This is a genomic window from Pseudoxanthomonas koreensis, from assembly GCF_010093225.1.
Taxonomy (GTDB): domain Bacteria; phylum Pseudomonadota; class Gammaproteobacteria; order Xanthomonadales; family Xanthomonadaceae; genus Pseudoxanthomonas; species Pseudoxanthomonas koreensis.
The window spans coordinates 120,086-143,401 of record NZ_PDWM01000001.1; the positions used below are offsets into that span (position 1 = coordinate 120,086).

Sequence of the window (23,316 nt, forward strand, 5' to 3'; positions counted from 1 at the left end):
GCCGGCGCGCCGGTGCCTGTGCCAGAATCGGCGCAACGTCGCCCCGAACCCGCCATGGCAACACGTCCGCACACCGCCCTGCCCCACATCCCCAGCGGCCGCTGGACGATCGTCGGAGCCGCCTTCCTGCTGGGGCTGCTGCTGTTCGCCATGGTCTGGCTGGCCGGACGCCGCGACCAGGCGGTGCCCGCGGGCCCGACGCAACTGGTGGCAGCGCCGGAGGCATTCGAACCCCGGCCGCGGCCGATGGCCGCCGGTGACGCGGCCACGCCACTGCCGGCACCGGAAGGGGAAGAGGCGCCACGCCTGGTCGAGGAGGCTCCGCCGCCACCGGCACCGGCGCCGCCACCGGTGGAATCGGCACCGCTGCCCCCGAACATCGAACACGCCGCGACCGCGGGCGGCCCCGCTACGCAGGCGCCGGCGCCGCTGGCCGACCAGTCGCCCTCGCCACGCTACCCGCCCGAGGCGATGCGACGCGGCGATGCCGGCACCGTGGTGCTGCTGGTCGCGGTCGATCCGGAGGGCCGGCCGGTGTCGATCGACGTCACCCGGCGCAGCGGCTCGCGTGAGCTCGATCGCGCCGCGGTGGAGGCGGTGTCGCGCTGGCGCTTCGAACCGGCGCGCGACGCCGCCGGCAACCCGGTGGCCGGGAACCTGTCGGTGCCGATCGATTTCAAGCTGCGGTAGCCGCGCCACCGCGCTCAGGCGCTCAGGCGCTCAGGCGCGCAGGCCGAAGCCGCAGCCCTGCGCCAGCCGGTCGAAGCCGGGGAACGAGGGGGCCACGTTGGCCACGTCCTCGATCCGCACCTCGCCCGAAGCGCGCTGGGCGGCCACCGCGAACGCCATGGCGATGCGATGGTCGCCGTGGCTCTGGATGGTGCCGCCGCCGAGCGCGCCCGGCTGCACGGTCGCCCCGTCCGCGGTCTCGTCCACGCGCAGGCCCAGGGTGCGCAGGCCGGTGGCCATCGCCGCCAGCCGGTCCGACTCCTTGACCCGCAGTTCGGCCGCGCCGGTCACCCGGGTCGGTCCTTCGGCGCAGGCCGCAGCGACGAACAGCGCCGGGAACTCGTCGATCATGTCCGGGACGAGTTCTTCGGGCACGGCGATGCCATGCAGCCGCGCATGCCGCACCACCAGGTCGGCCACCGGCTCGCCGCCGTGGGTGGCGTGGTTTTCCTCGGTGATGTCCGCGCCCATCAGGCGCAGCGCCTGCAGCAGTCCGGTGCGGCGCGGATTGAGGCCCACCGCGCGCAGGCGCAGCTGCGAGCCGGGGACGATGCTGCCGGCGACCAGGAAGAACGCCGCGGAGGAGAAGTCCGCCGGCACCGCGATATCGGTCGCCCGCAGCCGCTGCCCGCCGCGCAGGCGCGCGTGGCCGGGCGAGAAATCGATCTGCACGCCGAACGCCGAGAGCATGCGCTCGGTGTAGTCGCGGGTCGGATGCGGCTCGGCGATCGCGGTTTCGCCCTTCGCGTACAGGCCGGCCAGCAGCAGCGCCGACTTCACCTGCGCGCTGGCCACCGGCAGCGTGTATTCGATGCCCTGCAGCGCCTGCCCGCCATGGATCCGCAGCGGCGGGGTGCCGTCCTCGCCGGTGTCGATCCTGGCGCCCATCAGCGCCAGCGGCGTGGTGACCCTGCGCATCGGCCGCTTGCTCAGCGACTCGTCGCCCACCAGCACGCTGTCGAACGGCTGCGCCGCGAGCAGGCCCGCCAGCAGGCGCATGCCGGTGCCGGCGTTGCCGCAGTCCAGCGGCCCGTCCGCGCCCTTCAGCCCGTCCACGCCCACGCCGTGCACGATCCGCCGCGACGGCGACGGCGTCTCGATCCGCACGCCCATCCGCGAGAAGATCGCCGCGGTGGCGCGCGTGTCCTCGCCCTCGAGGAAGCCGTCGATGGTGGACACGCCGTCGGCCAGCGCGGCGAACATCACCGAGCGGTGCGAAACCGACTTGTCCCCCGGGATCTCCAGCGTGCCGCGCAGCGGCTGCCCGGCGGTCGCGATCCAGTGCGGCACCGTCATGGCACCGCCACCGGGTACGAACCCAGCACCTTGACCTGGGCCACGTGCTTCTCAAGCTCCGCCAGCGCCTGCTTCATCGCCTGGTCCTCGACATGCCCGGCCAGGTCGATGAAGAACGCGTATTCCCACTTGGCGTTGTGCGAGGGACGCGACTCGATCCGGTTCATGCTGATCCCGTGCCGCGCGAACGGGCTGAGCACGTCGAACAGCGCGCCCGGCTTGTCGTGGATGAACACCAGCACCGAGGTGCGGTCGTGCCCGGACGGCGGGAAGATCTGCCGCCCGATCACCAGGAAGCGGGTGGTGTTGTCCTTGTCGTCCTGGATCGGGCGCATGATGACCTTCTTCAGGCCGTACACGTGCGCCGCGCTCTCGCCGGCGATGGCCGCCGCATCGTCCGAGCCGCGCGCACGTCGCGCGCCTTCGGCATTGCTCGACACCGGCACCTTCTCCGCCTTGGGCAGGTTGGCGCGCAGCCAGCCGGCGGTCTGGGCGAAGGCCTGCGGGTGGGCGTAGATGCGCTCGATGTCCTCGATCCGGCCGCTGCGCGAGAGCAGGTACTGGTGGACCATCAGCTCCACTTCGCCGCAGATCTTCAGCCGGGAGGTCAGGAACATGTCCAGGGTCACCTGGATCGTGCCCTGCCCCGAGTTCTCCACCGGCACCACGCCGAAATCGGCGTTGCCCGCCTCCACTTCCTGGAATACTTCCTCGATGCTGCCCAGCGGCAGGCCGTGCGCCGAGCGACCGAAGTGCTTGAGCACCGCCTGCTGGCTGAAGGTGCCTTCCGGGCCGAGGTAGCCGATCTTCAGCGGCTCCTGCTGCGCCAGGCAGGCCGACATGATTTCGCGGAACACATGCACCAGGACTTCGTCGCTCAGCGGCCCCTCGTTGCGGTCCACGACCATGCGCAGCACCTGCGCCTCGCGCTCGGGACGGTAGTAGTCCACCGCCGCGGCGAGCTTGCCCTTGGCCTTGCCGACCTGCAGGGCGAAGCCGGCGCGCTGCGCGATCAGCTCCTGGATCTGGCGGTCGATGCCGTCGATCCGGGCGCGCACGTCGGCCAGCGCCGGCTGCGCGGCGGCGGGCGCTGCCTTGCCGGCCTGCGCGCCCTTGCCTGCGGCCGGCGTCGCCTTCTTCTTCGCCGGCTTGCCGGCAGGCTTCTTCGTTGCTGCCATGTGGATTTTCCGTGGTCCCTGGCGGTCAGCCGTGCCGCTGCTGGAAGTCGCGCATGAAATCCACCAGCGCCTGCGCCCCGGCCACCGGCATGGCGTTGTACAGCGACGCGCGCAGGCCGCCGGTGGCCTTGTGGCCCTTCAGCGCCAGCAGCCCGGCGGCGGTCGATTCGGCGACGAAGCGCGCGGTGAGCACCTCGTCGGCAAGGAAGAACGGCACGTTCATCCGCGAACGCACCGCCGGCGCGACCGGGTTGCGGTAGAAGCCGCCGGAACCGTCGATCGCGGCATACACCAGCGCCGCCTTGGCCGCGTTGCGGCGGGCGAACTCCTCGACCCCGCCCTCGTCCAGCATCCACTTCACGGTCAGGCCGAGCATGTACCAGTTCCAGGTCGGCGGCGTGTTGAGCATGGAGTCGCGCGCCGCGTGCGAGGCGTAGGTGAAGATGTCCGCGCGCGGCTGGCCGGCGCGCCCGAGCAGTTCGCGGCGCACGATCACCACCGAAATCCCGACCGGCCCCAGGTTCTTCTGCGCGCCGGCGTAGATGAGTCCGTACCGGGACACGTCCAGCGGCCCGGAAGCGATCGATGAACTGAAATCGGCGAACAGCGGCACCGCGCCGACATCCGGGGTGTCGCGGAATTCGACCCCGTGGATGGTCTCGTTGGCGGTGATGTGGACGTAGGCCGAATCGGCGCCCAGCGACCAGCCCGCGCGCGGCGGGATGTCGCTGAAGCCGCCAGGTCCGGCGTCGGCGGCCAGGTGCACGTCCGCGTACGGCGTGGCCTGGCGGATCGCGGTCTTGCCCCAGTGCCCGGTGAGCACGTAGTCCACCCGCTGCCCGGGCGCGGCGAAATTCAGCGGCAGCAGCGCCTGCTGGGTGGTGGCGCCACCGGCCACGAACAGCACCGCGTAGTCGTCGGGAATCGACAGCAGGGTGCGCAGGTCGGCTTCGGCCTGCGCGGCCACGGCGATGAACTCGGCGCTGCGGTGGCTCAGTTCGACGACCGAAGCGCCTACCCCGTTCCAGTCCAGCATCCCGGCCTGCGCCTCGCGCAACACCGCTTCCGGCAATGTCGCGGGGCCGGCACTGAAGTTGAAGGCGCGTGTCATGAACCACCCGTCACGAAAGGTCCCGTAGTATGCCGCAGTGCAGCGGTTGCGGGCGCAACCAAGCCACCCCGCGCGCCCTGCTGCACAGGCCGGGAATCCTGCCGCCGCCGCGCGGTTCCCGGCACCTTCCCTCGACCCGGGAGCCATGCGATGCGGATGCCACGCCTGCCCAGGATCCGGTCCAGCGAAATCACTACCGAAGCCGTGTACCGCGACCGCCGGCGGCTGCTTGCCGCGCTCGCCGCCAGCCCGCTGCTCGGCGGCCTGTCGGCCTGCGCCGGAGCGGAGCCGCCACCGCCGCCGAGGACCACGACCAGCGCGGCCGATGCGAAGGCCGGCTTCAGCACCGGCGAGGAACAGACCCGCTACGAGGACGTCACCGGCTACAACAACTTCTACGAGTTCGGCACCGGCAAGGCCGATCCCTCGCGCGCGGCGAAGACCCTGCGCACCTCCCCCTGGTCGGTGGTGGTGGATGGCGAATGCGCGAAACCGGGCACGCTCGGCCTCGAGGACCTGCTGCGCGGCCTGGCGCCGCAGGAGCGGATCTACCGCCTGCGCTGCGTGGAAGGCTGGTCGATGGTGATTCCCTGGCAGGGCGTGCCGCTGGCCGATGTGCTCCGCCGCTTCCAGCCGGGCTCGAAGGCGAAGTACGTCGCCTTCACCACCCTGGCCGATCCGCGGCAGATGCCCGGCATCCGCTACCGCTCGATCGACTGGCCCTACCGCGAGGGCCTGCGCATCGACGAGGCCATGCACCCGCTGACCCTGCTGGCCACCGGCCTCTACGGCAAGCCGCTGCCGCAGCAGAACGGCGCGCCGCTGCGGCTGGTGGTGCCGTGGAAGTACGGCTTCAAGTCGATCAAGTCGATCGTCGCGATCCGCTTCACCGAACGGATGCCGGAGACCGCGTGGCACGCGTTGCAGCCTTCGGAGTACGGGTTCTTCTCCAACGTCAATCCGGCCGTGGACCATCCGCGCTGGAGCCAGAAGACCGAACGGCGCATCGCCGGCAGCAGCCGGTTGTTCGCCGAGCGCATCCCGACCCTGCCGTTCAACGGTTACGCCGACCAGGTGGCGTCGATGTATGCGGGGATGGACCTGCGCAAGTGGTACTGAGCGGGGGCACGGAGCAGCCGGGCGGGCCCGGCTCTACGGGGGGCGTGGGCCGGCGTCGCGCGCTGCCCAGATCGCCGGCGCTCGTCTGGAGCAAGGCCGTGGTGCACGCCGCGGCGCTGGCGCCGGCGGCATGGCTCGCCTGGCAGGTACTGGAGGTGTGGCGCACCGGCAACGATGCGCTCGGCGCCGACCCGGTGGCCGAAATCGAGCACCGCACCGGATTGTGGGCGCTGCGCCTGCTGCTGCTCACCCTGGCGATCAGCCCGCTGCGCCAGCTCACCGGCCAGGCAGTGCTGCTGCGCTTCCGGCGCATGCTCGGCCTGTATGCGTTCTTCTACGCCTGCCTGCACCTGGCCGCGTACCTGGTGCTGGACTTGGGCGGCTACTGGGCGCAGGTGTTCGAGGAGATCGCCAAGCGCCCGTACATCACCGTCGGCTTCGCCGCCTGGCTGCTGCTGGTGCCGCTGGCGCTGACGTCGACCCTGGGCTGGATGCGGCGCCTGGGCCGGCGCTGGGGCCAGTTGCACCGGCTGGTGTACGCGATCGCGGTGCTGGCGGTGCTGCACTTCTGGTGGCTGGTGAAGTCCGACGTGCGCGAACCTGCGCTCTACGCGGCGATCGCCGCGGTGCTGCTCGGCTGGCGGCTGGCGCGCGCGATCAGCGCGCGCCGAACCACAGCAGCGCGCTGAGCACCAGGCCCAGCAGCAGCGCGGCCAGCAGCAGCCAGGGCAATCGCGTGGCCGGCCGTGCCACCTTTCCGGCCGCCACCGGTCCGTCCATGGCGACCACCGGAGCGTCGAGCGGCACTTCCGCCGGCACGGCGGGAACCTCGAGGACGAAGCGGTGCTGCCCGTCGAAGACCAGCTGGTCGCCGGCGCCGATCACCGCGTCGCGCACCGGCACACCGTTGACCACGGTCGGCTCGCTGCCCAGGCTGCGCAGCAGGACCACGTCGCCGTGGCGTTCAAGCAGGGCGTGGCGCGCCGGGAAAGCGGCCGCGTCGATGCGGATGTCGGCCTCGCGCGAGGTGCCGACCAGCCGCGCCGGTCCGAGGGTGAAGCTGCGGCCGTGGTGCTGCCCGGCCACGCCGCGCAGGACCACGCGCGGATCGCCGAGGTGGTCGCCGGGGTCGAGCACCGCCGGCATCGCCCGCAACGGCGCCTGCAGCAGCAGTTCGACCCCGTCGACGTAGATCGCGTCGCCGGCGCGCAGCAGGGCCATCCGCCGCACCTGGCGGCCGTTGAGGTGGACGCCGCGCGCGCCGCCGGGCACCTGCAGCCACAGCCCGCGCCGGTCCAGGCAGATCTGCGCCAGCAGCACGCCCGGCGCCGCGTCGCCGATCGCCAGCACGCCATTGGGCTGACGGACCACGCGGTGGACGCCCTGGGACAGGAAGTGGTCGGCCTGCTGGCGGTTGCTGAAATGGATGCGCAGGTCGGACATGCGGCGCAGAGCCTAGCAAATCCGGCGCCCGCGCTGGCCCCTGCGGCACGCCGACGTTAACCTTGCCACCCCCACGACCCGCTCCCCGCCATGGCCAGCATCGACATCCAGCAACCGCACAGCCGCGACGACGCCGATGCGCGCTCGATCGTGGACGACATCACCCGGCAGCTGCACGAGCGCTACGGCGTGTCCGGCACCTGGCAGGGCGACGCGGTCCGGCTTGCCGGACCCGGCCTGCAGGGCCTGGTCGAACTGCTGCCGGGCCAGGTGCGGGTGACCGCCGAACTGGGCTTCCTGCTTTCGGCGCTGCGCGGCCAGGTCGAAGGCGAGATCCGCCGCGTGCTCGGCGAACGCCTGGGCTGAGCCGGCGGCGCTCCGCGCAGCACGCGCCTGCGCCCGCGCCGGACGGCCGGCACCTCACGCCTCCTTATCGCCGCGCACGACAGACTCTTCTCCTGTCACCCGCGCCCCACGAGGAGAACACCCATGAGCGCCGAACCCCACAATGGCCCCTTCGCCAGCGCCGCCGACCTGCAGGCGCAGGCCGGCCGCATCGCCCGCGAACTGGGCGACAACGCCCACCAGGTCTGGCTGGCCGGCATCGGCGCGCTGGCCCGCGCCCAGTCCGAAGGCAGCCGCCTGTTCGAACAGCTCGCCGAGGAAGGCCGCCAGGTCGAAGGCGAGGCGCCTGCCACCGGCGCCGCCGGACGCCTGGAAAGCCTGCGCCAGAGCCTGGACGCGGCCGTGGGCAAGGCCCAGGCGCGTGCCGGCGAGGCCTGGGAAAGCATGGGCAGGGCCTTCGAACAGCGCGTGCAGCAGTCGCTGCGTCAGCTCGACGTACCCACCCGCGACGACATCGATGCACTGGGCGCGCGCATCGACGCACTCACCCGCGAACTGCAGCGCCCGCGCGCCGCCGCGGACGCGCCGGCAGCGGCCAGCGACGACCCGGGAAACGCCGCCTGAGCGCAGGTTCTTTGTTGCAGGGCACAACGTGCTTGCGGCAGAATTGAAGCCGGCCCGCCAGTCCACCTGCCGTTTGCTCCCCTCCCCTCTCGGCTACCGGACTGGCGGGCCTCTTCCATCCGCGCGCACGCAGTCCCTGGCCGTGTAGCATCGCGCTCCGGCAACACGTCTTTTTTTGGGGATCTGCATGTCTTCCTGGATTCTGGGGCTGGCCTTGGCCGTGCTCGCGGCCGTGCTCGCGGTGATCTACCTGTGGCTGGTGCGGCGTCCGGAGACGGAGACCGCCGCCGGCCTGCGTGCGCTGGCCAACCTGCGCTGGCGCGAGTTCGCCACCCTCATCGCCCAGGCCATGCAGCAGCGCGGCCTGCGCGATGCCAGCCACGGCACCGATGCACAGGCCGGCGCCGACTCCAGCAACAGCCAGTTGCTGCTGATGACCGACGGCGACAGCCGCTGCCTGCTCTCGTGCAAGCACGGCATGGCCTACCGCCTGCGCTCGGGCAGCGTCGACGAACTGGCCGGCGCGATGGACCTGGCCGGCGCACGCTCGGGCATCCTGCTCACCGAAGGCCGTGCCGAACGCGAGGCGCTGTCCGCGGCCGCCGAACGTGGCATCGAAGTGATCGACGGCCGCCGCCTGTGGCCGCTGCTCAAGCCCTACATGCCGGCGGATACCACCCGGCGCATCGTCAATGCGGCCACTGCCCAGGCCAAGCGGCACACCTTCATCGCCCTGGGCGGCGCGCTGGTGCTGGGCCTGCTGGTGGCGGTCGTGCTGCCGCAGATGGGAAGCGGCGGAGAGCCGGCACCGGCCGCCCCGGTGGTCGCCGGCGAGCCCGCGGCAGGCCCCGCGGCCGCCAAGCCCGCGGCCGCCATCGCTGCGGAAGCGGACGACACCGGCACGCTGGACGCGGACCCCGACGACGAAACCCTGGCCCGCTACCAGGGCGACATCGCCCGCGCGGTGACCGGCATGGCCGGGGTCAGCCGCGCCTACTGGCTCACCCGCGCGACCCTGGTGGTCGACCGCATCGGCAGCGAACAGGTGGTCTGGCCGCAGATCTGCGCCGAACTGGAGCGTTACCCGGCGCTGCGCACCGTGCGCGTGCAGCTCAACCCTCGGCCGGACAGCGAGGACAAGGTGCGCTGGCGGCAGTGCAGGACGATGTGACCGCGCGACCGGGCTGAAGAGGGGCTCCTCCCTGGACCTGCAGTCCGGAGAAGATCCCGGAAAAACGAACGCCGGCCTGGGGCCGGCGTTGTCTTTTTCTCTTCGACCCGTCAGCGGTCAGGCCTGCGGGGCAGCCTCGCCGGTAGCGTCGCCGGCAGCCTCGGCGGGCGCAGGCACGACGGCCTGTTCGTCCTCGTCGTCCAGCGACGCATCCACCCGTTCCACCGCCTGCAGCGACTCGCCGTCGGCCAGGCGGATCAGGGTCACGCCCTGGGTGTTGCGGCCGACCTGCGAGATCTCCGAGGCACGCGTGCGCACCAGGGTGCCGCCATCGGAGATCAGCAGGACCTCGTGCTGCTCGGACAGCTGGATCGCGCCCACCAGCCTGCCGTTGCGGGCGGTGGTCTGGATCGCGATCACGCCCTGGGTGCCGCGGCCCTTCTTCGGGTATTCCTCCAGCGGGGTGCGCTTGCCGTAGCCGCGCTCGGAGGCGGTGAGGATGTCGCCCTCGCCCTCCGGCACGACCAGGCTCACCACTTCCTCGCCCTGGGCCAGGCGGATGCCGCGCACGCCGGTGGCGGTGCGGCCCATCGAGCGCACTTCCGACTCGTCGAAGCGCACCGCCTTGCCGTTGGAGGCGAACAGCATGACGTCGCGGCCACCATCGGTCAGCGACACGTTGACCAGGGCATCGCCGTCGTCCAGGTTGATCGCGATCTTGCCGCGCGCCAGGCGGAAGGCGAACTCGGTCAGCGGGGTCTTCTTGACCGTGCCGTTGCGGGTGGCGAAGAACACGTAGTAACCCTCGACGTACTCGCGCACCGGCAGCACCGCCTGGACCTTCTCGCCTTCCTCCAGCGGGATCCAGTTGATGATCGGCCGGCCGCGGGCATTGGAGCCGGCTTCCGGCAGCTGGTGCACCGGCAGCCAGAACACCTTGCCGTTGCTGGTGAAGGTCAGCAGCGTGTCGTGGGTGTTGACCAGCCACAGCTGGTCGATGAAATCCTCTTCCTTGGTCGCCGCCGCGCTGCGGCCGCGGCCGCCGCGCTTCTGCGCGCGGTAGGCCGACACCGGCTGGCGCTTGGCGTAGCCGGCGTGGGACAGGGTCACCACCACGTCCTCCGGCTCGATCAGGTCGAGGATGTCCAGGTCTTCCTCGCTGGCGCGGATCTCGCTGCGGCGCGCATCGCCGAACTCCGCCTTGAGGCTGTTCAGCTCGTCGCGGATCACCTGCAGCAGCACGTCCGGGTGCTCGAGGATCTCGATCAGGCCGCGGATGGTGTCGAGCAGCTGGCGGTACTCGTCGGTCAACTTGTCCTGCTCCAGCCCGGTCAGGCGGTGCAGGCGCATCTCCAGGATCTGCTGGGCCTGGATCTCGGTGAGGTGGTACGTGCCCTCGACCAGGCCGACGCCGGCCGGCAGGTCGTCCGGACGCGAGGCCTCGGCGCCGGCGGCGGCCAGCAGCGCGCCGACCAGGCCCGGCTCCCAGCTGCGGCCGAGCATGCGCTCCCTGGCCACCTGCGGGTTCTCCGAGGTCTTGATCAGCTCGATCATCTCGTCGATGTTGGCCAGCGCGACGGTCAGGCCTTCCAGCACGTGGGCGCGGGCGCGGGCCTTGCGCAGTTCGAAGATGGTGCGGCGGGTCACCACCTCGCGGCGGTGGCGCAGGAACGCCTCGAGGATCTGCTTGAGGTTGACCAGCTGCGGGCGGCCGTCGACCAGCGCCACCATGTTGATGCCGAACACCGACTCCAGCTGGGTCTGCTGGTACAGGTTGTTGAGCACCACCTCGGCCGAGTCGCCGCGCTTGACCTCGATGTAGATGCGCATGCCGTCCTTGTCGGACTCGTCGCGCAGCTCGGAAATGCCCTCGAGCCTCTTCTCCTTGACCAGCTCGGCGATCTTCTCGATCAGCCGCGCCTTGTTCACCTGGTACGGGATCTCGGTGACGATGATCGATTCGCGGCCGTTGTCGGCCACTTCCACGTCGGCCTTGGCGCGCATGCGCACGCGGCCGCGGCCGGTGCGGTAGGCCAGCTGGATGCCACCGACGCCGTTGATGATGCCCGCGGTCGGGAAGTCCGGGCCGGGGATGTACTGCATCAGGCCGTCGACATCGAGCCCGGGCTCGTCGATCAGGGCCAGCAGGCCGTCGACCACCTCGGTCAGGTTGTGCGGCGGAATGTTGGTGGCCATGCCACGGCAATGCCGGCCGAACCGTTCACCAGCAGGTTCGGGAACCGGGTCGGCATGACCGTCGGCTCCTGTTCCTTCTCGTCGTAGTTGGGCTGGAAATCGACGGTTTCCTTGTCGATGTCGGCCATCAGCTCGTGGGTGAGGCGCGACATGCGCGCCTCGGTGTAGCGCATCGCCGCGGCGGAGTCGCCGTCGACCGAACCGAAGTTGCCCTGCCCGTCCACCAGCATGTAGCGCAGCGAGAACGGCTGGGCCATGCGCACCAGGGTGTCGTACACCGACTGGTCGCCGTGCGGGTGGTACTTGCCGATGACGTCGCCGACGATGCGCGCGGACTTGTAGTACGGCTTGTTGCTGTGCGCGCCGAGCTCGTTCATCGCGAAGAGGACGCGACGGTGGACGGGCTTGAGGCCGTCGCGGACGTCGGGGAGCGCGCGGCCGACGATCACGCTCATGGCGTAATCGAGGTAGCTGCGGCGCATTTCGTCTTCGAGGTTGACCGGGATGATTTCTTTGGCGGATTCGGTCATTCAGGACGCTTCGGTTGAGGCGGATCGGCGCCTGCGGCCAGGCTGGAACGGCAGGCGGTGCGGAACCGCCGGATTGTAGCACAAAGCGGCATCCCGAGGGCTGCCATTCCATGCAGAAACAAGCACTTGCGCTGCCCGGATTGCGGCGCGGAAGCACCTCCTGCAGCGGTGATCGGCCGCGTAGGCGGAGGGTGCGGTGCAGGGGCTTCCCTTCGTCCGGATACTGTGCATACACTATATGCACAGTATGTACAGCGGCCTGAACATCTCGCAGACCGACGCCCGCCCCATGTATCTGCAGATCATGGAGCAGGTGCGGGCGCGCATCGCCGCCGGCGACTGGCCGGCCGGGAAGGAACTGCCGTCGATCCGGGCGCTGGCCGCCGGGCTCAGCATCAGCGTGATCACGGTCAAACGCGCCTACCTGGAGCTGGAATCGGAGGGCGTGATCGTCACCCGCCAGGGCAAGGGCTCGTTCGTGGCCGACGCCGGCAACCTGGCCAGCGAGATCCAGCAGCAGAAGCTGGACGGGCATCTGGAAGCGGCGGCGGCGATCGCGCTGCAACTGGGCCTGTCCCCCGAACAACTGGCGGCGCGCCTGCGCCGCGCGCAAGCAAAGCCGGAACCGAAATGACTGCGACCCGACACATCGAGATGCGCGGCGTCACCAAGGCGTTCCGCTTCTTCACCCTGCGCGACCTCTGGCTCGACCTCGAGCCCGGGCAGGTTCTGGGCTTCGTCGGCCCCAACGGCGCCGGCAAGAGCACCACGATCCGCCTGGCCATGGGCATGCTCGCGCCCGACGCCGGCGAGATCCGCGTGCTGGGCTGCCCGATGCCCGAGGCGCAGGCCGTGGCCAAGCGCGACATCGGCTACGTCTCGGCGGACATGCGCCTGATGCCCAATGCCGACCTGGGCTGGCACATGCGACTGGTGGCTTCGGTATACCCGGACTGGGACGCGGAGTACGCCGCGCAGCTGGCCAAGCGCTTCAACCTGCGCCCGGAACAGGCGCCGCGCAGCCTCTCGCATGGCGAGCACATCAAGGCGGCGCTGCTGCTGGCGCTGGCGCGCCGCCCGCGCCTGCTGGTCCTCGACGAGCCCACCACCGGCCTGGACCCGGTGGCGCGCCACGAGCTGCTCACCGAGTTCATGGACGTGCTGCGCGACGAGCGCCGTTCGATCCTGTTCTCCTCGCACAACACGGTCGATGTGGAACGCATCTCCGACCGGATCACCTTCCTCGATCGCGGCCGGGTGGTGGACAGCGGCGACAAGGAGGAATTCCTGGAGCGCTGGCGCCGGATCGAGGTGCAGCTGGCGCCGGGCACCGCCCTGCCCGCGCTGCCGGACATCGTCGACAACGCCTGCGACGGCAATTTCCACATCCTGACCACCAACCGCTTCGACGAGCGGCAGCTGGCGCTGCTCGGCCCGGCTGTGCGCCGCCTGCAGCGCATGAGCCTGGAGGAGATCTTCGTGGCCAATGTCATGCACCACCGCGGGGAGCGCGGCCAATGAACGTCGTCGTCCGCAAGCTCGTCGCCAAAGAGCTGTATCTCAACCGCTGGCTGATGGCGGGTACTGCCGTGGCCGCCGCGCTCGCCGCCTTCGCCTGCATCTTCGGCGCCACCGCGTTCAACGTCGGCGCGCTGGCCTGGATCACCGCCGTCATCGCCTGCGGCGTCATGCTCGCCCTCTACGGCGTCACCCAGGAACGCAAGGAGAACTCGCTGCAGTTCGTGCTGAGCCTGCCGGTCTCCATCCGCGGCTACGTGTTCGCCAAGACCGCCGGGCTGATGCTGAGCTACCTGGTGCCGTGGCTGGTGGCGACGGCCGCGGCCATCGTCCTGGTGTTGGCCTCGCCGGGCGTACCGGACGGCCTGCTTCCGTACGTGGTGGTGCTGTCCGGCTTCCTGCTGGCCAACTTCGCGGTGGTGCTGTGCGGGGCGCTGCATGCGCGTTCGGAAGCCGCGGTGATCGCGCTGATCATCATCACCAACATGGCGGTCAGCCTTTTCATGTTCGTGGTCAGCGCACTGCCCGGAATCAGGGACCACATGACCGGCCCGGTGCCGGTGTGGAACGGCACGATCGCCGGCGTCCTGCTGGTCGAGCTGCTGGTCCTGGCCACCGCCGTCACCCTGCCGCTGGCCACGGCCGCCCGCCGCCGCGACTTCCTCTGAGGAACCGCCCCATGCACCGCACCGATCCACAACGCCTGCACGCGCTCGACGCGGTGCGCGGCTTCGCGCTCCTGCTCGGGGTAGCCTTCCATGCCGCGCTGTCGTTCATGCCCGGGTGGCCGCCGGGCATCTGGGCCATGGTCGACAACTCGCCCAGCCCGTTCCTGGCCGATGCGGCGTTCGTCTCGCACATCTTCCGCATGTCGCTGTTCTTCCTGCTCGCCGGCTTCTTCGCCCGGCTGCTGCACCAGCGGCTGGGAACCGGCGGCTTCTGGAAGAACCGGCTGCTGCGCATCGGCGTGCCGCTGGTGGCCGGCTGGGTGGTGCTGTACCCGCTGATCCTGTGGATCTGGATCGCGGGCGTCACCAAGTCCTTCGACGGCAACCCGCCGCCAATGCCGGAGATGCCGAAGGCGGCCGGCACCTTCCCGCTGGCGCACCTGTGGTTCCTGTGCCAGCTGCTGCAGCTGTACGCGGTGGCGCTGCTGGTCCGCGCGCTGGTGGCCCGCATCGACCGTTCACGCAGGCTGCGCAATGCGATGGACGCGTTGGTCTCCGGCATGCTGCGGGTGCCGCTGGCGGTGTTGCTGCTGGGCATCCCGGTGGCGCTGGCGCTGATGGCGCTGCCGGCGTGGTTCTACTGGTCGGCGATCCCGGCGCCGGACCAGACCGTGGTCCCGCAGCTGGCGCCGCTGGTGGGCTACGGCGTGGCGTTCGGCTTCGGCTGGCTGGTGCACCGCTCGCACGATGCATTGGCTTCGATCGCATGGCATTGGCTGCCGAACCTGCTGGCCGGTGCTCTGGCCGCGGCGTGGATGGTGGCCAGCCTGCGCACGTCGCCGGCGATGGCGCCGCCGGGCTTCCCGGCCAATCCGTTCGACCTGGCCGACGGCATCACGCTGACCAAGGCCGGCTTCGCGGTGATGTCCGGCGTGGCGGCGTGGGGCCTGGCAATCGGAATCACCGGCGCGGCCCTGCGCTTCCTGACGGGCTACAGCCCGCTGCGCCGCTACGTCGCCGATGCCTCGTACTGGATCTATCTCGCCCATCTGCCGGTGGTCACCGCGTTGCAGGTGTGGGTCGGCCACTGGCAGCTGCCGTGGACGATCAAGTATCCGTTTGTGCTCGCGACCAGCCTGGCCGTGCTGTTCGCCAGCTACCACTGGCTGGTGCGGCCGACGGTCGTCGGCCAGTTGCTCAACGGGCGCAGGCATCCGCGCAGCCGGCCGGCGGGTACGCCGCCGCAATCGCCTTCGCCCCCACCGGTGCCGCCGTCGGGCGGTGGCGGTGCGCCGGTCGCCGAACTGCGCGGCGTTACCCGGATGTTCGGCAAGGTCGCCGCGCTGGATGGCGTCGACCTCCAGCTCCGCAGCGGCGAACTGCTCGCCGTGCTCGGGCCCAACGGCGCCGGCAAGTCCACCGCCATCTCGCTGTGGCTGGGCCTGATCGAGGCCGACCGCGGCGAGGTCAGCCTGCTCGGCGGCGATCCGCGCGAGGACGTACGCCGCCAGGGCCTGGGCGCGATGATGCAGGACGTCGAACTGCCTCGCGAGTTGAACGCGCGCGAACTGGTGCGGCTGGCCTCCAGCTACTACACCGATCCGCTGCCACTGCAGGAAACGCTGCACCGCGCCGGCGTCGCCGCGTTCGCCGGCCGGCCCTACGGCAAGCTTTCCGGTGGGCAGAAGCGCCTGGCCCAGTTCGCCGTGGCCATCTGCGGCCAACCGCGCGTGCTGTTCCTCGACGAACCCACGGTCGGACTGGACGTGCAGGCGCGGCAGGCGCTGTGGGCCAGCATCCGCGGTCTGCTCGCGGCCGGCTGCTCGATCGTGCTCACCACGCACTACCTGGAAGAAGCCGAAGCACTGGCCGACCGCGTCGCGGTGATCGCCCGCGGCCGCGTGGTCGCCACCGGCAGCGTGGATGAAATGCGTGAACTGGTAGCCCGGAGCCGGATCAGCTGCGATTCGCGGCTCAGCGCGACGGAAGTTGGTGGCTGGCCCGGTGTGCTCGACGCGCGCCTGGAACGCGACCGCCTGCACCTCACCGCCAGCGACGCCGAGACCGTGGTGCGCCGCCTGCTCGCCGAAGACCCCACGCTCGCCCGCCTGGAAGTGCGCCAGGCCGGGCTCGACGAAGCATTCAACGAACTCACGCGGGAGGCCGCATGAACACCCGGGCCCTGGATCGCCCTGCCCTTGCCGGCCAGCCTTCGTCGCGCCGGCTGGCTGCGGCGTACGCCGAGGAAATCCGCTGCGAGGCGCTGCGGCTGCTGCGCAATCCCGGCCTGGCCTTCCCGGTGCTGGTGATGCCGGTGGCGTTGTACGCGCTCATCGCGCTGGTGGTGAGCGCTGATGCCACGGCCAAGGACCCGATCGTCGGCGTGTTCCTGTTCTCGGCGTTCTCGGTGATGGCGGTCAGCATGCCGGCGCTGTTCGGCATCGGCACTTCGCTGGCGATGGAGCGGGAAATGGGCCTGCTGCGCCTTAAGCGCGCACAACCGGCGCCGGCCGGGTCCTGGCTGGTGGCGAAGGTCGCCTGCGGGCTGGCTTTTGGCGCGATCGCCTACCTGCCGATCCTGGGCGTGGCACTGGCGGCCGGCAGCCTGCCGCTGGAGCCGGTGCGCGTGGTGGCGATGAGTGCGGCGCTGCTGGCCTGCGCGGTTCCGTTCTGTGCGATGGGGTTGATGATCGGCACGCTGTTCCGCGGCGGTTCCGCGCCCGGCTATGCCAACCTGGTCTATCTGCCGGGCTGCTATCTGTCGGGGATGTTCTTTCCGCTGCCGCAGTCGATGCACTGGCAAGTGCCGCTGTGGCCGCAATTCCATGCCGGCCAGTTGGCCATGCATGCGGCGGGCATCGAAAAGCTGCAGTTCGTGCCGGTGCTGGTGGCGGTGGGCGGCGTGGTTGGATTCACGGTGCTGTTCAGCGCGGTCGCGATCTGGCGGCTGGCGCGCAAGGGCTAGACAAAAAAAGGCAAAAAAAGGGGACGGAGGGAATTAAGCGAGCTTAATTCCCTCCGTCCCCTTTTTTTTCAGAGGCGGAAACCTTTACTGTCAGCCGCCGAACAGCTCCCGCATCTTCGCCGCGTCGGGCTGCAGGACCACGCCCTTCTCGGTGACGATCGCGTCGATCAGGCCGGCGGGGGTCACGTCGAACACGGGGTTCCAGGCGGCGATGCCGTCGGCCACGGTGCGCACGCCGCCGAGGCCGTGCAGTTCGCCAGGATCGCGCTGCTCGATCTCGATGGCGTCGCCATCGGCGGTGTCCAGGTCGACGGTGGAGGACGGGGCCACGACCATGAACTTCACGCCGTGGTGGCGGGCGGCGATCGCCAGCTGGTAGGTGCCGATCTTGTTGGCGGTATCGCCGTTGGCGCAGATGCGGTCGGCGCCGACCACGACCCATTGCACCGCGCCGGTCTTCATCAGGTGGGCGGCGGCGGAGTCGGCGATCAGGGTGGCGTCGATGCCGTCCTGCTGCAGTTCCCACACGGTCAGGCGCGCGCCTTGCAGCCAGGGCCGGGTTTCGCCGGCGAAGACCTTGGCGATGCGGCCTTCGACCATGCCGGCGCGGATCACGCCCAGGGCGGTGCCAAAGCCGGCGGTGGCCAGCGAGCCGGTGTTGCAATGGGTGAGCACGCCGCTGCCGGGCGCAACCAGGGCGGCGCCGAGGGCGCCCATGTGGCGGTTGGCGGCGAGGTCCTCGTCGGCGATGGCGCGCGCTTCGCGTTCCAGCACCTCGCGCCAGTCCGCGCCCGCGCCCGCGAGGACGCGGCGCATGCGCGCCAGGGCCCAGGCCAGGTTGACCGCGGTCGGGCGCGCGGCGTTGAGGCGCTGCAGGGCCGGTTCGAGCCGGGCCGCGGCTTCGGCACCATTCGCCGCTTCGACCGCACGCGCTGCCAGGACCACGCCCCAGGCCGCGGCGATGCCGATGGCCGGGGCGCCGCGCACCGCCAGGTCGTGGATCGCGCCGGCCACTTCGTCGCTGTCGCGGCAGGTGACGTGTTCGACCACGAACGGCAGCTTGCGCTGGTCGAGCAGTTCCAGCGCCTCGCCGGTCCACAGGATCGGGCGGATGTGGTCGTAGCGGTCGAAATCGAAGGCGTCGTTCATCGCTGCATTGTAGCGGCTGGCATGGTGGCGGCCGCGCGGGCGTGGCTCACTCCACGCTGAATTCCGCGCGGCAGCCGTTGTCGACCCACACCCGTCCGGCATCCCAGCCCCAGGTCTGCCCTTCCGTGCAGGGCATTCCCGAGAGCTGGCGGACCAGCCGGGCGCCGTGGGTGATGGTGGTTCCGCAGCTGCGCCGCTGCTGCTGTTTCGATTCGCAGGTCAGCAGCCGCGGGCCCGGCGGGAATCCACCGTCGCGGCTCCCGATCTCGAACTCGCCCTTGCAGCCGCGCGACACCCAGACCTCGTTGCGGCCGATGCCCCAGCTTTCGTCGCGGCGGCACGGCACGGCGGAAAGTTCGCGCAGCAGCCGCACCGGCGCGCCGCGCAGCCGCACCGGGCACTGGTTGAGGCGACCGTTGCGCGATTCGCAGCGGATCGTACTGCGCGTCGCGGCGCTGGCTTCGTTCCGTGCGGCGAACTCGGCGCGGCAGCCGCGCGCCACCCAGACGCCGTCCGCGTCCACGCCCCAGTCCGATTCGCGGATGCAGGCGTGTTCGGAGATCTGGCGGACCAGTTCGACGCCGTCGCCGGTGTCCATCGCGCAATGCACGCGGGCCATGCCGTCGGATTCGCAGCGCACGACACCGTTCGATGCCACCGCCACGTCGACGGGCCAGGCCAGCCACAACGCGAGCGCGGCCACGACGGCACCGGCGATCCTTCCACACCAGCCCCCCCTGCCCCACGGACTGCACGCCATCGCCATACGCGCCGCTCCTGCCCCTGTCGTGCCGATTCTCGCCGCAACGGTGGAAAGACGGGTGAAACGCGTCGCGTCCACGACGGCCGCGACTCAGGCGCGGGCGAAATCGAACGCCAGCACGTCGTCGATGCGGTCGGTGCCCAGCAGCGCCATCAGCAGCCGCTCCACGCCCAGGGCCACGCCGGCGCAGTCCGGCAGGCCGGCGGCCAGCGCGCCCAGCAGGCGCTCGTCCAGCGGAGGTTGCACGGCGCCGCGGCGTCCGCGCACTTCCAGGTCGCGTTGGAAACGCCGGCGCTGCTCGGCCGCGTCGGTCAGCTCGTGGTAGCCGTTGGCCAACTCGAACCGGCCCAGGTACAGCTCGAAGCGTTCGGCCACCGGGACGTCGCCGCTGCCCGGCGCCAGTTGCCGGATCTTCGCCAGCGCGCACTGGCTGGCGGGCCAGTCGTGGACCACGGTGATGCAGTCGGCGGCGAACGCCGGCTGGATCCGGTGGGTCATCAGCAGGTCCAGCCAGTCGTCACGCGACAGGCCCTCGCCATCGATGCCGACGCCATGCAACGGCGCGCGCAGCTGCGCCTCGTCGGCGCTGAACGGGTCGACGCCGGCGCCCTGCACGAACAGTTCGCGGTAGGTCGTCGACACCACCTGCGCACGCCGCCCCGCCAGCGCCAGCGCCTGCTGCACCAGCTCGACGGTTTCATCGGCCAGGCGCAGGTGGTCCCAGCCGACCCGGTACCACTCGAGCATCGTGAACTCGGGGTTGTGGCGGCCGCCGGCCTCGCCGTTACGGAACACCCGGCCCAGTTCGTAGCAGTCGCCGATGCCGGCGGCGAGCAGGCGCTTGAGCGGATACTCGGGCGACGTGCGCAGCCAGCGTTGCGGCGGGCCGGCATCGCGGTGGCCGCTGAAGCCGGCGGTGAAGCTGTCGATGTTCGGCTCGGTGTGGCCGGCCGCGGACAGCACCGGGGTTTCCACTTCGAGCCCGCCGCGGTCGGCGAAGAAGCCGCGGTCCAGCGCGTACAGGCGCGCGCGCAGGCGCAGCGCGGCCAGGTCGGCACTCGGCCGCCAGTCGCCCCCGGCCGCCGCGGCCGTCACCGCTGTTGCTCCAGGAACGCCAGCAGCCGGGCCTCGTCCCAGACCTCAACGCCGAGCTCCTCGGCCTTGGCCAGCTTGGAGCCGGCGGCTTCGCCTGCGACCACGAAACTGGTCTTCTTCGACACGCTGCCGGCGGCCTTCGCACCCAGCGCTTCCAGCCGTTCCTTCGCCTCGTCGCGCGCCATCGTCGACAGCGTTCCGGTCAGGACCACGGTCTTGCCCTCCAGTGGACCGGCGACGCGTTCGCTGCGCGCCGGCAGGCGTGCGCGCAACGCGGCCTGTGCCTGCGCGCTGCGCAGCAACAGCGAGGCATGGGCCTCGTCTTCCAGCCAAGCCACCAGCGCGTTGGCGCTCTCGCCGGGCAGGCCAGCGGTGACCAGGTTGTGCACCGGCGCGTCCAGCAGCGCCTGCGCGTCGGCGAAGGCGCTAGCCAGCTGCGCGGCGCGGATTGCGGTCACCTTCGGGATCTCCAGGTCGACCAGCAGGGTCGCCAGGTCCAGGTCCTGGCCCAGCTTCGGGTTCGGTGCACGGGTGTCGCCGATGCGCACGCCGCGTTCGAGCAGCTGGTCGATCACCTGCTGGTTGCCGGGCTGGTCGAGGAAGTGGCCGATCGCGCGTGCCACTTCGCCGCCGATGTCGGGCACCCGCTTGAACAGCGGCCACGGCAGCCGGCGGACCACTTCCAGGTCGCCGAACCACTGCGCCAGCGCCTTGGCGGTGCTCTCGCCCACGTGCTCGATGCCCAGCGCGTAGAGGAAGCGCGCCAAGGTGGTGTCGCGGCTGCGGTCGATGGCTTCAACCAGGTTCTCGGCCCATCGGGTGGCGACCTTGCCGGCCTTGACTGTCTCCGGGGTCGTCCCGTCGCGCTCGTCGGCGCGGCGCTTCATCTCCAGCAGGTCGTCGAGCGTGAGCCGGTAAAGATCGGCGACGCTGCGCAATTGGCCGAACTCGGCCAGCGATTCGATGTAGCGCTCGCCGAGGCCGTCGATGTCCATCGCCCGCCGCGAGGCGAAATGGAACACCGTCTGCACCAGTTGCGCCGGGCAGCTCAGTTCGCCCGAGCAGCGCCACACCGCCGCGCCCTCCTCGCGCACCACTTCGGCGCCGCAGACCGGGCATGCCATGGGCATCGCCCAGGGCTGCGCGCCCGGCGGACGCCGGTCGGCCACCACCTGCACCACTTCCGGGATCACGTCGCCGGCGCGGCGCACCACCACCGTGTCGCCGTTGCGCACGTCCAGCCGCGCCACGTGGTCGGCGTTGTGCAGGGTGGCGCGGCTCACCGTGACCCCGCCCACCTGTACCGGCTGCATCAGCGCCCAGGGCGTGACCGCGCCGGTGCGGCCTACGTTGACCTCGATCGATTCGACCACCGTGGTCTGCTCCTGCGCCGGGAACTTGTGCGCAAGCGCCCAGCGCGGGGCGCGCGAGACGAAGCCCATTTCGCGCTGGCCGGCATGGTCGTCGAGCTTGTAGACCACGCCGTCGATGTCGAACGGCAGGCCGTCGCGGGCCTCGCCGATGCGGCGGTAGTAATCGAGCAGGCCGTCGCTGCCGTGGACCACGGCAGCCAGGTCGCTGACCGGGAACCCCCAGTCGCGCAGCTTCGCCAGCGTGGCCGAGTGCGTGGCCGGCAGCGCGCCGCCCTCGACCATCCCCACGCCATAGGCATAGAAGCTCAGCGGCCGCTGCGCGCTGACCTTCGGGTCGAGCTGGCGCAGCGAACCGGCGGCGCCGTTGCGCGGGTTGGCCAGGACCTTGCCGCCGTGCAGGCGCGCATGTTCGTTCCAGCGCTCGAAGTCGGCGCGGGCCATGTACACCTCGCCGCGCACCTCGAGCACATCGGGCCAACCGCTGCCGGCCAGCTTCGGCGGGATCACCGCGATGGTGCGCAGGTTGGCGGTGACGTCCTCGCCGGTGGCGCCGTCGCCGCGGGTGGCGCCCTGCACGAACACGCCGTGCTCGTAGCGCAGGCTGATCGCCAGGCCGTCGAGCTTGGGTTCGGCGGAGAACACCAGTTCGTCGCGGTCCAGCCGCTCGCGGATCCGGCGGACGAAATCGCCGACCTCGCTGTCCTCGAAGGCGTTGCCCAGCGACAGCATCGGCACCGCGTGCACCACCGGCGGGAAGCGACCCGCCGGCACGGCGCCGACACGGCGCGTGGGCGAATCGGGGCCGGCCAGTTGCGGATGTTCGGCCTCCAGCGCCTCCAGTTCGCGTACCAGTGCGTCGTACTCGGCGTCGGTGATGTCCGGGGCGTCGAGTTCGTGGTAGCGGCGGTTGGCGTCGTCGATCCGGTGGCGGAGCGCGGCGGCGCGTTCGGCGGGCGTGGGCGTCATGCGCCGATTCTACCGGCGCCCGCGTTCAGCGCGGCGATGGCGGGATGGTGCGCTTCCACGAAGCCTTCACCCGGCGTGGGCCCTTGTAGGAGCTGACTTCAGTCGGCGACACGACGCCGTCGGAACCATGATGGCGTCGCCTGTGCGAGGACCGTGTCGCCGACTGAAGTCAGCTCCTACAGGAGGTAGCGATCCAGGAGGCAGCGATGCGCCAGGCAGCGATGCGGGGAGCAGCGCTTGCAGGCGGCGCGGCGCGCCACTACCAGCGCGGCGCCTTGGTCAGCGGCGGCGCCTCGTGCTGGCGGTCGTACGCGCGCAGCTCGTCGCGGATGTGGGCGATGCGCTGGCGGCCCAGGGCGTTGCGGCCGTCGTCCAGGACGACGCCGTCGAGCAGTTCGGCCATGCGCTGCACCGTGGGCAGCATCTTCTCCCACGCGTCCAGCGCCGGCACCGGCGCCGGCAGGGTCAGGAAGAACGCGATCGCCGGGGTTTCCAGCTCGCGGATGGTGGCCATGTCGAAGCTGCCGGGCTTGATGATGCTGGCCATGCTGAACACCGGCCCGCGCTCCGGGTGCCCTTCCAGCAGGCGGTGGAACACGCTCATGTGGCCGAAGACCATCCCGGTCTTCTCCGCGGCGACCACGATGTCCTCGCCGCGCAGCACGCTGCCAGCGCGCGCGGCCACGTACAGCGACACGATCTTGTCGAAATCGGGGCTCTCGCGCCGGCCCAGGTGGCTGTTGGCCGCCGGCTCGCCGGGCAGGCCCAGTTCCGGCTGGCTGACGCTCTCGCCGCTGTAGTCGCCATCGGCGTCGCCTTCCGCATCCGCATCGCCCTCCAGCGACGGCTCGCGGCGCCCATGGCCGTACTCGGCGGTCATCGCCGGCGAGCTGCGGGTTTCGCGGCGCCGGCCCTGCTGTTCCTTGCGCGGGCTGCGACCGAAAAACCAGATCGCCGCGAGCAACAGCAGGCCGACTATGAGGATGCCGATGCGCAGCAGGTCTTTGTCGGACATCTAGTGCGTCTCCGCCAGGTTCGGATGGTCGGTGGAAGGGGCAAGGATGTCACGATCCACGG

General features: G+C 71.0%; 20 protein-coding genes and 2 pseudogenes. 12 read left to right on the forward strand and 10 right to left on the reverse strand.

The window, feature by feature from the left end:
• The first annotated feature begins 54 nt into the window (after positions 1 to 54).
• Entirely contained in the window at positions 55 to 690 is a 636-nt protein-coding gene (locus CSC64_RS00510) for an energy transducer TonB (protein WP_162433360.1), read from the forward strand.
• Between the two features lie 30 nt (positions 691 to 720).
• Here the strand turns inward: CSC64_RS00510 and aroA are convergent, their stop codons facing one another.
• From aroA to serC, 3 genes are read right to left on the reverse strand one after another with little or no spacing between them, the layout of a single operon-like run.
• Positions 721 to 2,025, reverse strand: coding sequence for a 3-phosphoshikimate 1-carboxyvinyltransferase (gene aroA / locus CSC64_RS00515; RefSeq protein WP_162433361.1), 1,305 nt, complete (start codon positions 2,023 to 2,025; stop codon positions 721 to 723).
• A complete protein-coding gene (gene pheA, locus CSC64_RS00520) occupies positions 2,022 to 3,203 on the reverse strand; it encodes a prephenate dehydratase (RefSeq protein WP_162433362.1) in 1,182 nt (393 codons plus the stop codon). Before pheA ends, aroA begins: the two co-directional genes overlap by 4 nt.
• 25 nt (positions 3,204 to 3,228) lie before the next feature.
• Positions 3,229 to 4,314 (reverse strand): 3-phosphoserine/phosphohydroxythreonine transaminase, encoded by a 1,086-nt coding sequence (serC, locus tag CSC64_RS00525; protein WP_162433363.1) that lies wholly within the window; start codon positions 4,312 to 4,314, stop codon positions 3,229 to 3,231.
• 150 nt (positions 4,315 to 4,464) lie between these two features.
• Here serC and msrP point away from each other — a divergent pair, with 150 nt between their 5' ends.
• Both msrP and msrQ read left to right on the forward strand, forming a co-directional pair.
• The gene (gene msrP, locus CSC64_RS00530) at positions 4,465 to 5,433 is read left to right on the forward strand and encodes a protein-methionine-sulfoxide reductase catalytic subunit MsrP (protein ID WP_162433364.1); all 969 of its coding nucleotides are present in this window, start codon (positions 4,465 to 4,467) and stop codon (positions 5,431 to 5,433) included.
• A gap of 62 nt (positions 5,434 to 5,495) precedes the next feature.
• On the forward strand, positions 5,496 to 6,122 hold the full coding sequence (gene msrQ / locus CSC64_RS00535) for a protein-methionine-sulfoxide reductase heme-binding subunit MsrQ (RefSeq protein WP_162433452.1): 627 nt from the start codon (positions 5,496 to 5,498) through the stop codon (positions 6,120 to 6,122).
• Here the strand turns inward: msrQ and CSC64_RS00540 are convergent.
• The gene (locus tag CSC64_RS00540; RefSeq protein ID WP_162433365.1) at positions 6,091 to 6,876 is read right to left on the reverse strand and encodes an FHA domain-containing protein; all 786 of its coding nucleotides are present in this window, start codon (positions 6,874 to 6,876) and stop codon (positions 6,091 to 6,093) included. The genes msrQ and CSC64_RS00540 overlap by 32 nt on opposite strands.
• A gap of 90 nt (positions 6,877 to 6,966) precedes the next feature.
• Here CSC64_RS00540 and CSC64_RS00545 point away from each other — a divergent pair, with 90 nt between their 5' ends.
• The 3 genes from CSC64_RS00545 (at position 6,967) to CSC64_RS00555 (ending at position 9,016) form a co-directional block, all read left to right on the forward strand.
• The gene (locus tag CSC64_RS00545; protein ID WP_162433366.1) at positions 6,967 to 7,242 is read left to right on the forward strand and encodes a polyhydroxyalkanoic acid system family protein; all 276 of its coding nucleotides are present in this window, start codon (positions 6,967 to 6,969) and stop codon (positions 7,240 to 7,242) included.
• 123 nt (positions 7,243 to 7,365) lie between these two features.
• A complete protein-coding gene (locus CSC64_RS00550; protein WP_162433367.1) occupies positions 7,366 to 7,845 on the forward strand; it encodes a phasin family protein in 480 nt (159 codons plus the stop codon).
• Between the two features lie 187 nt (positions 7,846 to 8,032).
• On the forward strand, positions 8,033 to 9,016 hold the full coding sequence (locus CSC64_RS00555) for a restriction endonuclease (protein WP_162433368.1): 984 nt from the start codon (positions 8,033 to 8,035) through the stop codon (positions 9,014 to 9,016).
• Between the two features lie 117 nt (positions 9,017 to 9,133).
• Here CSC64_RS00555 and gyrA read toward each other — a convergent pair.
• Positions 9,134 to 11,742, reverse strand: a pseudogene (gene gyrA, locus CSC64_RS00560) (DNA gyrase subunit A).
• Positions 11,743 to 11,989: 247 nt separating this feature from the next.
• Here gyrA and CSC64_RS00565 point away from each other — a divergent pair.
• The 6 genes and pseudogenes from CSC64_RS00565 to CSC64_RS00585 all read left to right on the forward strand — a co-directional run bounded on the left by CSC64_RS00565 (position 11,990) and on the right by CSC64_RS00585 (position 16,893).
• Entirely contained in the window at positions 11,990 to 12,376 is a 387-nt protein-coding gene (locus CSC64_RS00565) for a GntR family transcriptional regulator (RefSeq protein WP_162433453.1), read from the forward strand.
• On the forward strand, positions 12,373 to 13,263 hold the full coding sequence (locus tag CSC64_RS00570; RefSeq protein WP_162433369.1) for an ABC transporter ATP-binding protein: 891 nt from the start codon (positions 12,373 to 12,375) through the stop codon (positions 13,261 to 13,263). Before CSC64_RS00565 ends, CSC64_RS00570 begins: the two co-directional genes overlap by 4 nt.
• Positions 13,260 to 13,928 carry an ABC-2 transporter permease gene (locus CSC64_RS00575; RefSeq protein WP_162433370.1) on the forward strand — a complete coding sequence of 223 codons (669 nt, stop codon included), beginning with the start codon at positions 13,260 to 13,262 and terminating at the stop codon, positions 13,926 to 13,928. Before CSC64_RS00570 ends, CSC64_RS00575 begins: the two co-directional genes overlap by 4 nt.
• 11 nt (positions 13,929 to 13,939) lie before the next feature.
• A pseudogene (locus tag CSC64_RS14040) lies at positions 13,940 to 15,076 on the forward strand (acyltransferase family protein); the annotation flags it as partial.
• Positions 15,077 to 15,250: 174 nt separating this feature from the next.
• Positions 15,251 to 16,099: an ABC transporter ATP-binding protein gene (locus CSC64_RS14045; RefSeq protein WP_238389694.1), complete on the forward strand. Its 849-nt coding sequence runs from the start codon at positions 15,251 to 15,253 to the stop codon at positions 16,097 to 16,099.
• Positions 16,096 to 16,893 (forward strand): ABC transporter permease, encoded by a 798-nt coding sequence (locus tag CSC64_RS00585; RefSeq protein WP_162433372.1) that lies wholly within the window; start codon positions 16,096 to 16,098, stop codon positions 16,891 to 16,893. The genes CSC64_RS14045 and CSC64_RS00585 overlap by 4 nt, the downstream gene beginning before the upstream one ends.
• 90 nt (positions 16,894 to 16,983) lie before the next feature.
• Here the strand turns inward: CSC64_RS00585 and mtnA are convergent, their stop codons facing one another.
• The 5 genes from mtnA to zipA form a co-directional block, all read right to left on the reverse strand.
• Positions 16,984 to 18,042 carry an S-methyl-5-thioribose-1-phosphate isomerase gene (gene mtnA / locus CSC64_RS00590; protein ID WP_162433373.1) on the reverse strand — a complete coding sequence of 353 codons (1,059 nt, stop codon included), beginning with the start codon at positions 18,040 to 18,042 and terminating at the stop codon, positions 16,984 to 16,986.
• Between the two features lie 46 nt (positions 18,043 to 18,088).
• Positions 18,089 to 18,802 carry a DUF3011 domain-containing protein gene (locus CSC64_RS00595; protein WP_162433454.1) on the reverse strand — a complete coding sequence of 238 codons (714 nt, stop codon included), beginning with the start codon at positions 18,800 to 18,802 and terminating at the stop codon, positions 18,089 to 18,091.
• Positions 18,803 to 18,895: 93 nt separating this feature from the next.
• Positions 18,896 to 19,900, reverse strand: coding sequence for an EF-P lysine aminoacylase EpmA (gene epmA / locus CSC64_RS00600; protein ID WP_162433374.1), 1,005 nt, complete (start codon positions 19,898 to 19,900; stop codon positions 18,896 to 18,898).
• Positions 19,897 to 22,239: an NAD-dependent DNA ligase LigA gene (gene ligA, locus CSC64_RS00605; protein ID WP_162433375.1), complete on the reverse strand. Its 2,343-nt coding sequence runs from the start codon at positions 22,237 to 22,239 to the stop codon at positions 19,897 to 19,899. The genes epmA and ligA overlap by 4 nt, the downstream gene beginning before the upstream one ends.
• 259 nt (positions 22,240 to 22,498) lie before the next feature.
• Positions 22,499 to 23,254: a cell division protein ZipA gene (gene zipA / locus CSC64_RS00610; RefSeq protein WP_162433376.1), complete on the reverse strand. Its 756-nt coding sequence runs from the start codon at positions 23,252 to 23,254 to the stop codon at positions 22,499 to 22,501.
• Between the last annotated feature and the right edge of the window lie 62 nt (positions 23,255 to 23,316).

What these genes read in the sequence shown, in the direction of transcription:
- CSC64_RS00540 (WP_162433365.1), bottom strand. Translation starts at nt 6,876, where the DNA reads ATGTCCGACCTGCGCATCCATTTCAGCAACCGCCAGCAGGCCGACCAC.
- CSC64_RS00585 (WP_162433372.1), top strand. Translation starts at nt 16,096, where the DNA reads ATGAACACCCGGGCCCTGGATCGCCCTGCCCTTGCCGGCCAGCCTTCG.
- pheA (WP_162433362.1), bottom strand. Translation starts at nt 3,203, where the DNA reads ATGGCAGCAACGAAGAAGCCTGCCGGCAAGCCGGCGAAGAAGAAGGCG.
- mtnA (WP_162433373.1), bottom strand. Translation starts at nt 18,042, where the DNA reads ATGAACGACGCCTTCGATTTCGACCGCTACGACCACATCCGCCCGATC.
- ligA (WP_162433375.1), bottom strand. Translation starts at nt 22,239, where the DNA reads ATGACGCCCACGCCCGCCGAACGCGCCGCCGCGCTCCGCCACCGGATC.
- CSC64_RS00575 (WP_162433370.1), top strand. Translation starts at nt 13,260, where the DNA reads ATGAACGTCGTCGTCCGCAAGCTCGTCGCCAAAGAGCTGTATCTCAAC.
- aroA (WP_162433361.1), bottom strand. Translation starts at nt 2,025, where the DNA reads ATGACGGTGCCGCACTGGATCGCGACCGCCGGGCAGCCGCTGCGCGGC.
- CSC64_RS00550 (WP_162433367.1), top strand. Translation starts at nt 7,366, where the DNA reads ATGAGCGCCGAACCCCACAATGGCCCCTTCGCCAGCGCCGCCGACCTG.
- zipA (WP_162433376.1), bottom strand. Translation starts at nt 23,254, where the DNA reads ATGTCCGACAAAGACCTGCTGCGCATCGGCATCCTCATAGTCGGCCTG.
- CSC64_RS00595 (WP_162433454.1), bottom strand. Translation starts at nt 18,802, where the DNA reads ATGGCGTGCAGTCCGTGGGGCAGGGGGGGCTGGTGTGGAAGGATCGCC.
- CSC64_RS00570 (WP_162433369.1), top strand. Translation starts at nt 12,373, where the DNA reads ATGACTGCGACCCGACACATCGAGATGCGCGGCGTCACCAAGGCGTTC.
- CSC64_RS00510 (WP_162433360.1), top strand. Translation starts at nt 55, where the DNA reads ATGGCAACACGTCCGCACACCGCCCTGCCCCACATCCCCAGCGGCCGC.
- serC (WP_162433363.1), bottom strand. Translation starts at nt 4,314, where the DNA reads ATGACACGCGCCTTCAACTTCAGTGCCGGCCCCGCGACATTGCCGGAA.
- CSC64_RS00565 (WP_162433453.1), top strand. Translation starts at nt 11,990, where the DNA reads ATGTACAGCGGCCTGAACATCTCGCAGACCGACGCCCGCCCCATGTAT.
- CSC64_RS14045 (WP_238389694.1), top strand. Translation starts at nt 15,251, where the DNA reads ATGTTCGGCAAGGTCGCCGCGCTGGATGGCGTCGACCTCCAGCTCCGC.
- CSC64_RS00555 (WP_162433368.1), top strand. Translation starts at nt 8,033, where the DNA reads ATGTCTTCCTGGATTCTGGGGCTGGCCTTGGCCGTGCTCGCGGCCGTG.
- CSC64_RS00545 (WP_162433366.1), top strand. Translation starts at nt 6,967, where the DNA reads ATGGCCAGCATCGACATCCAGCAACCGCACAGCCGCGACGACGCCGAT.
- msrP (WP_162433364.1), top strand. Translation starts at nt 4,465, where the DNA reads ATGCGGATGCCACGCCTGCCCAGGATCCGGTCCAGCGAAATCACTACC.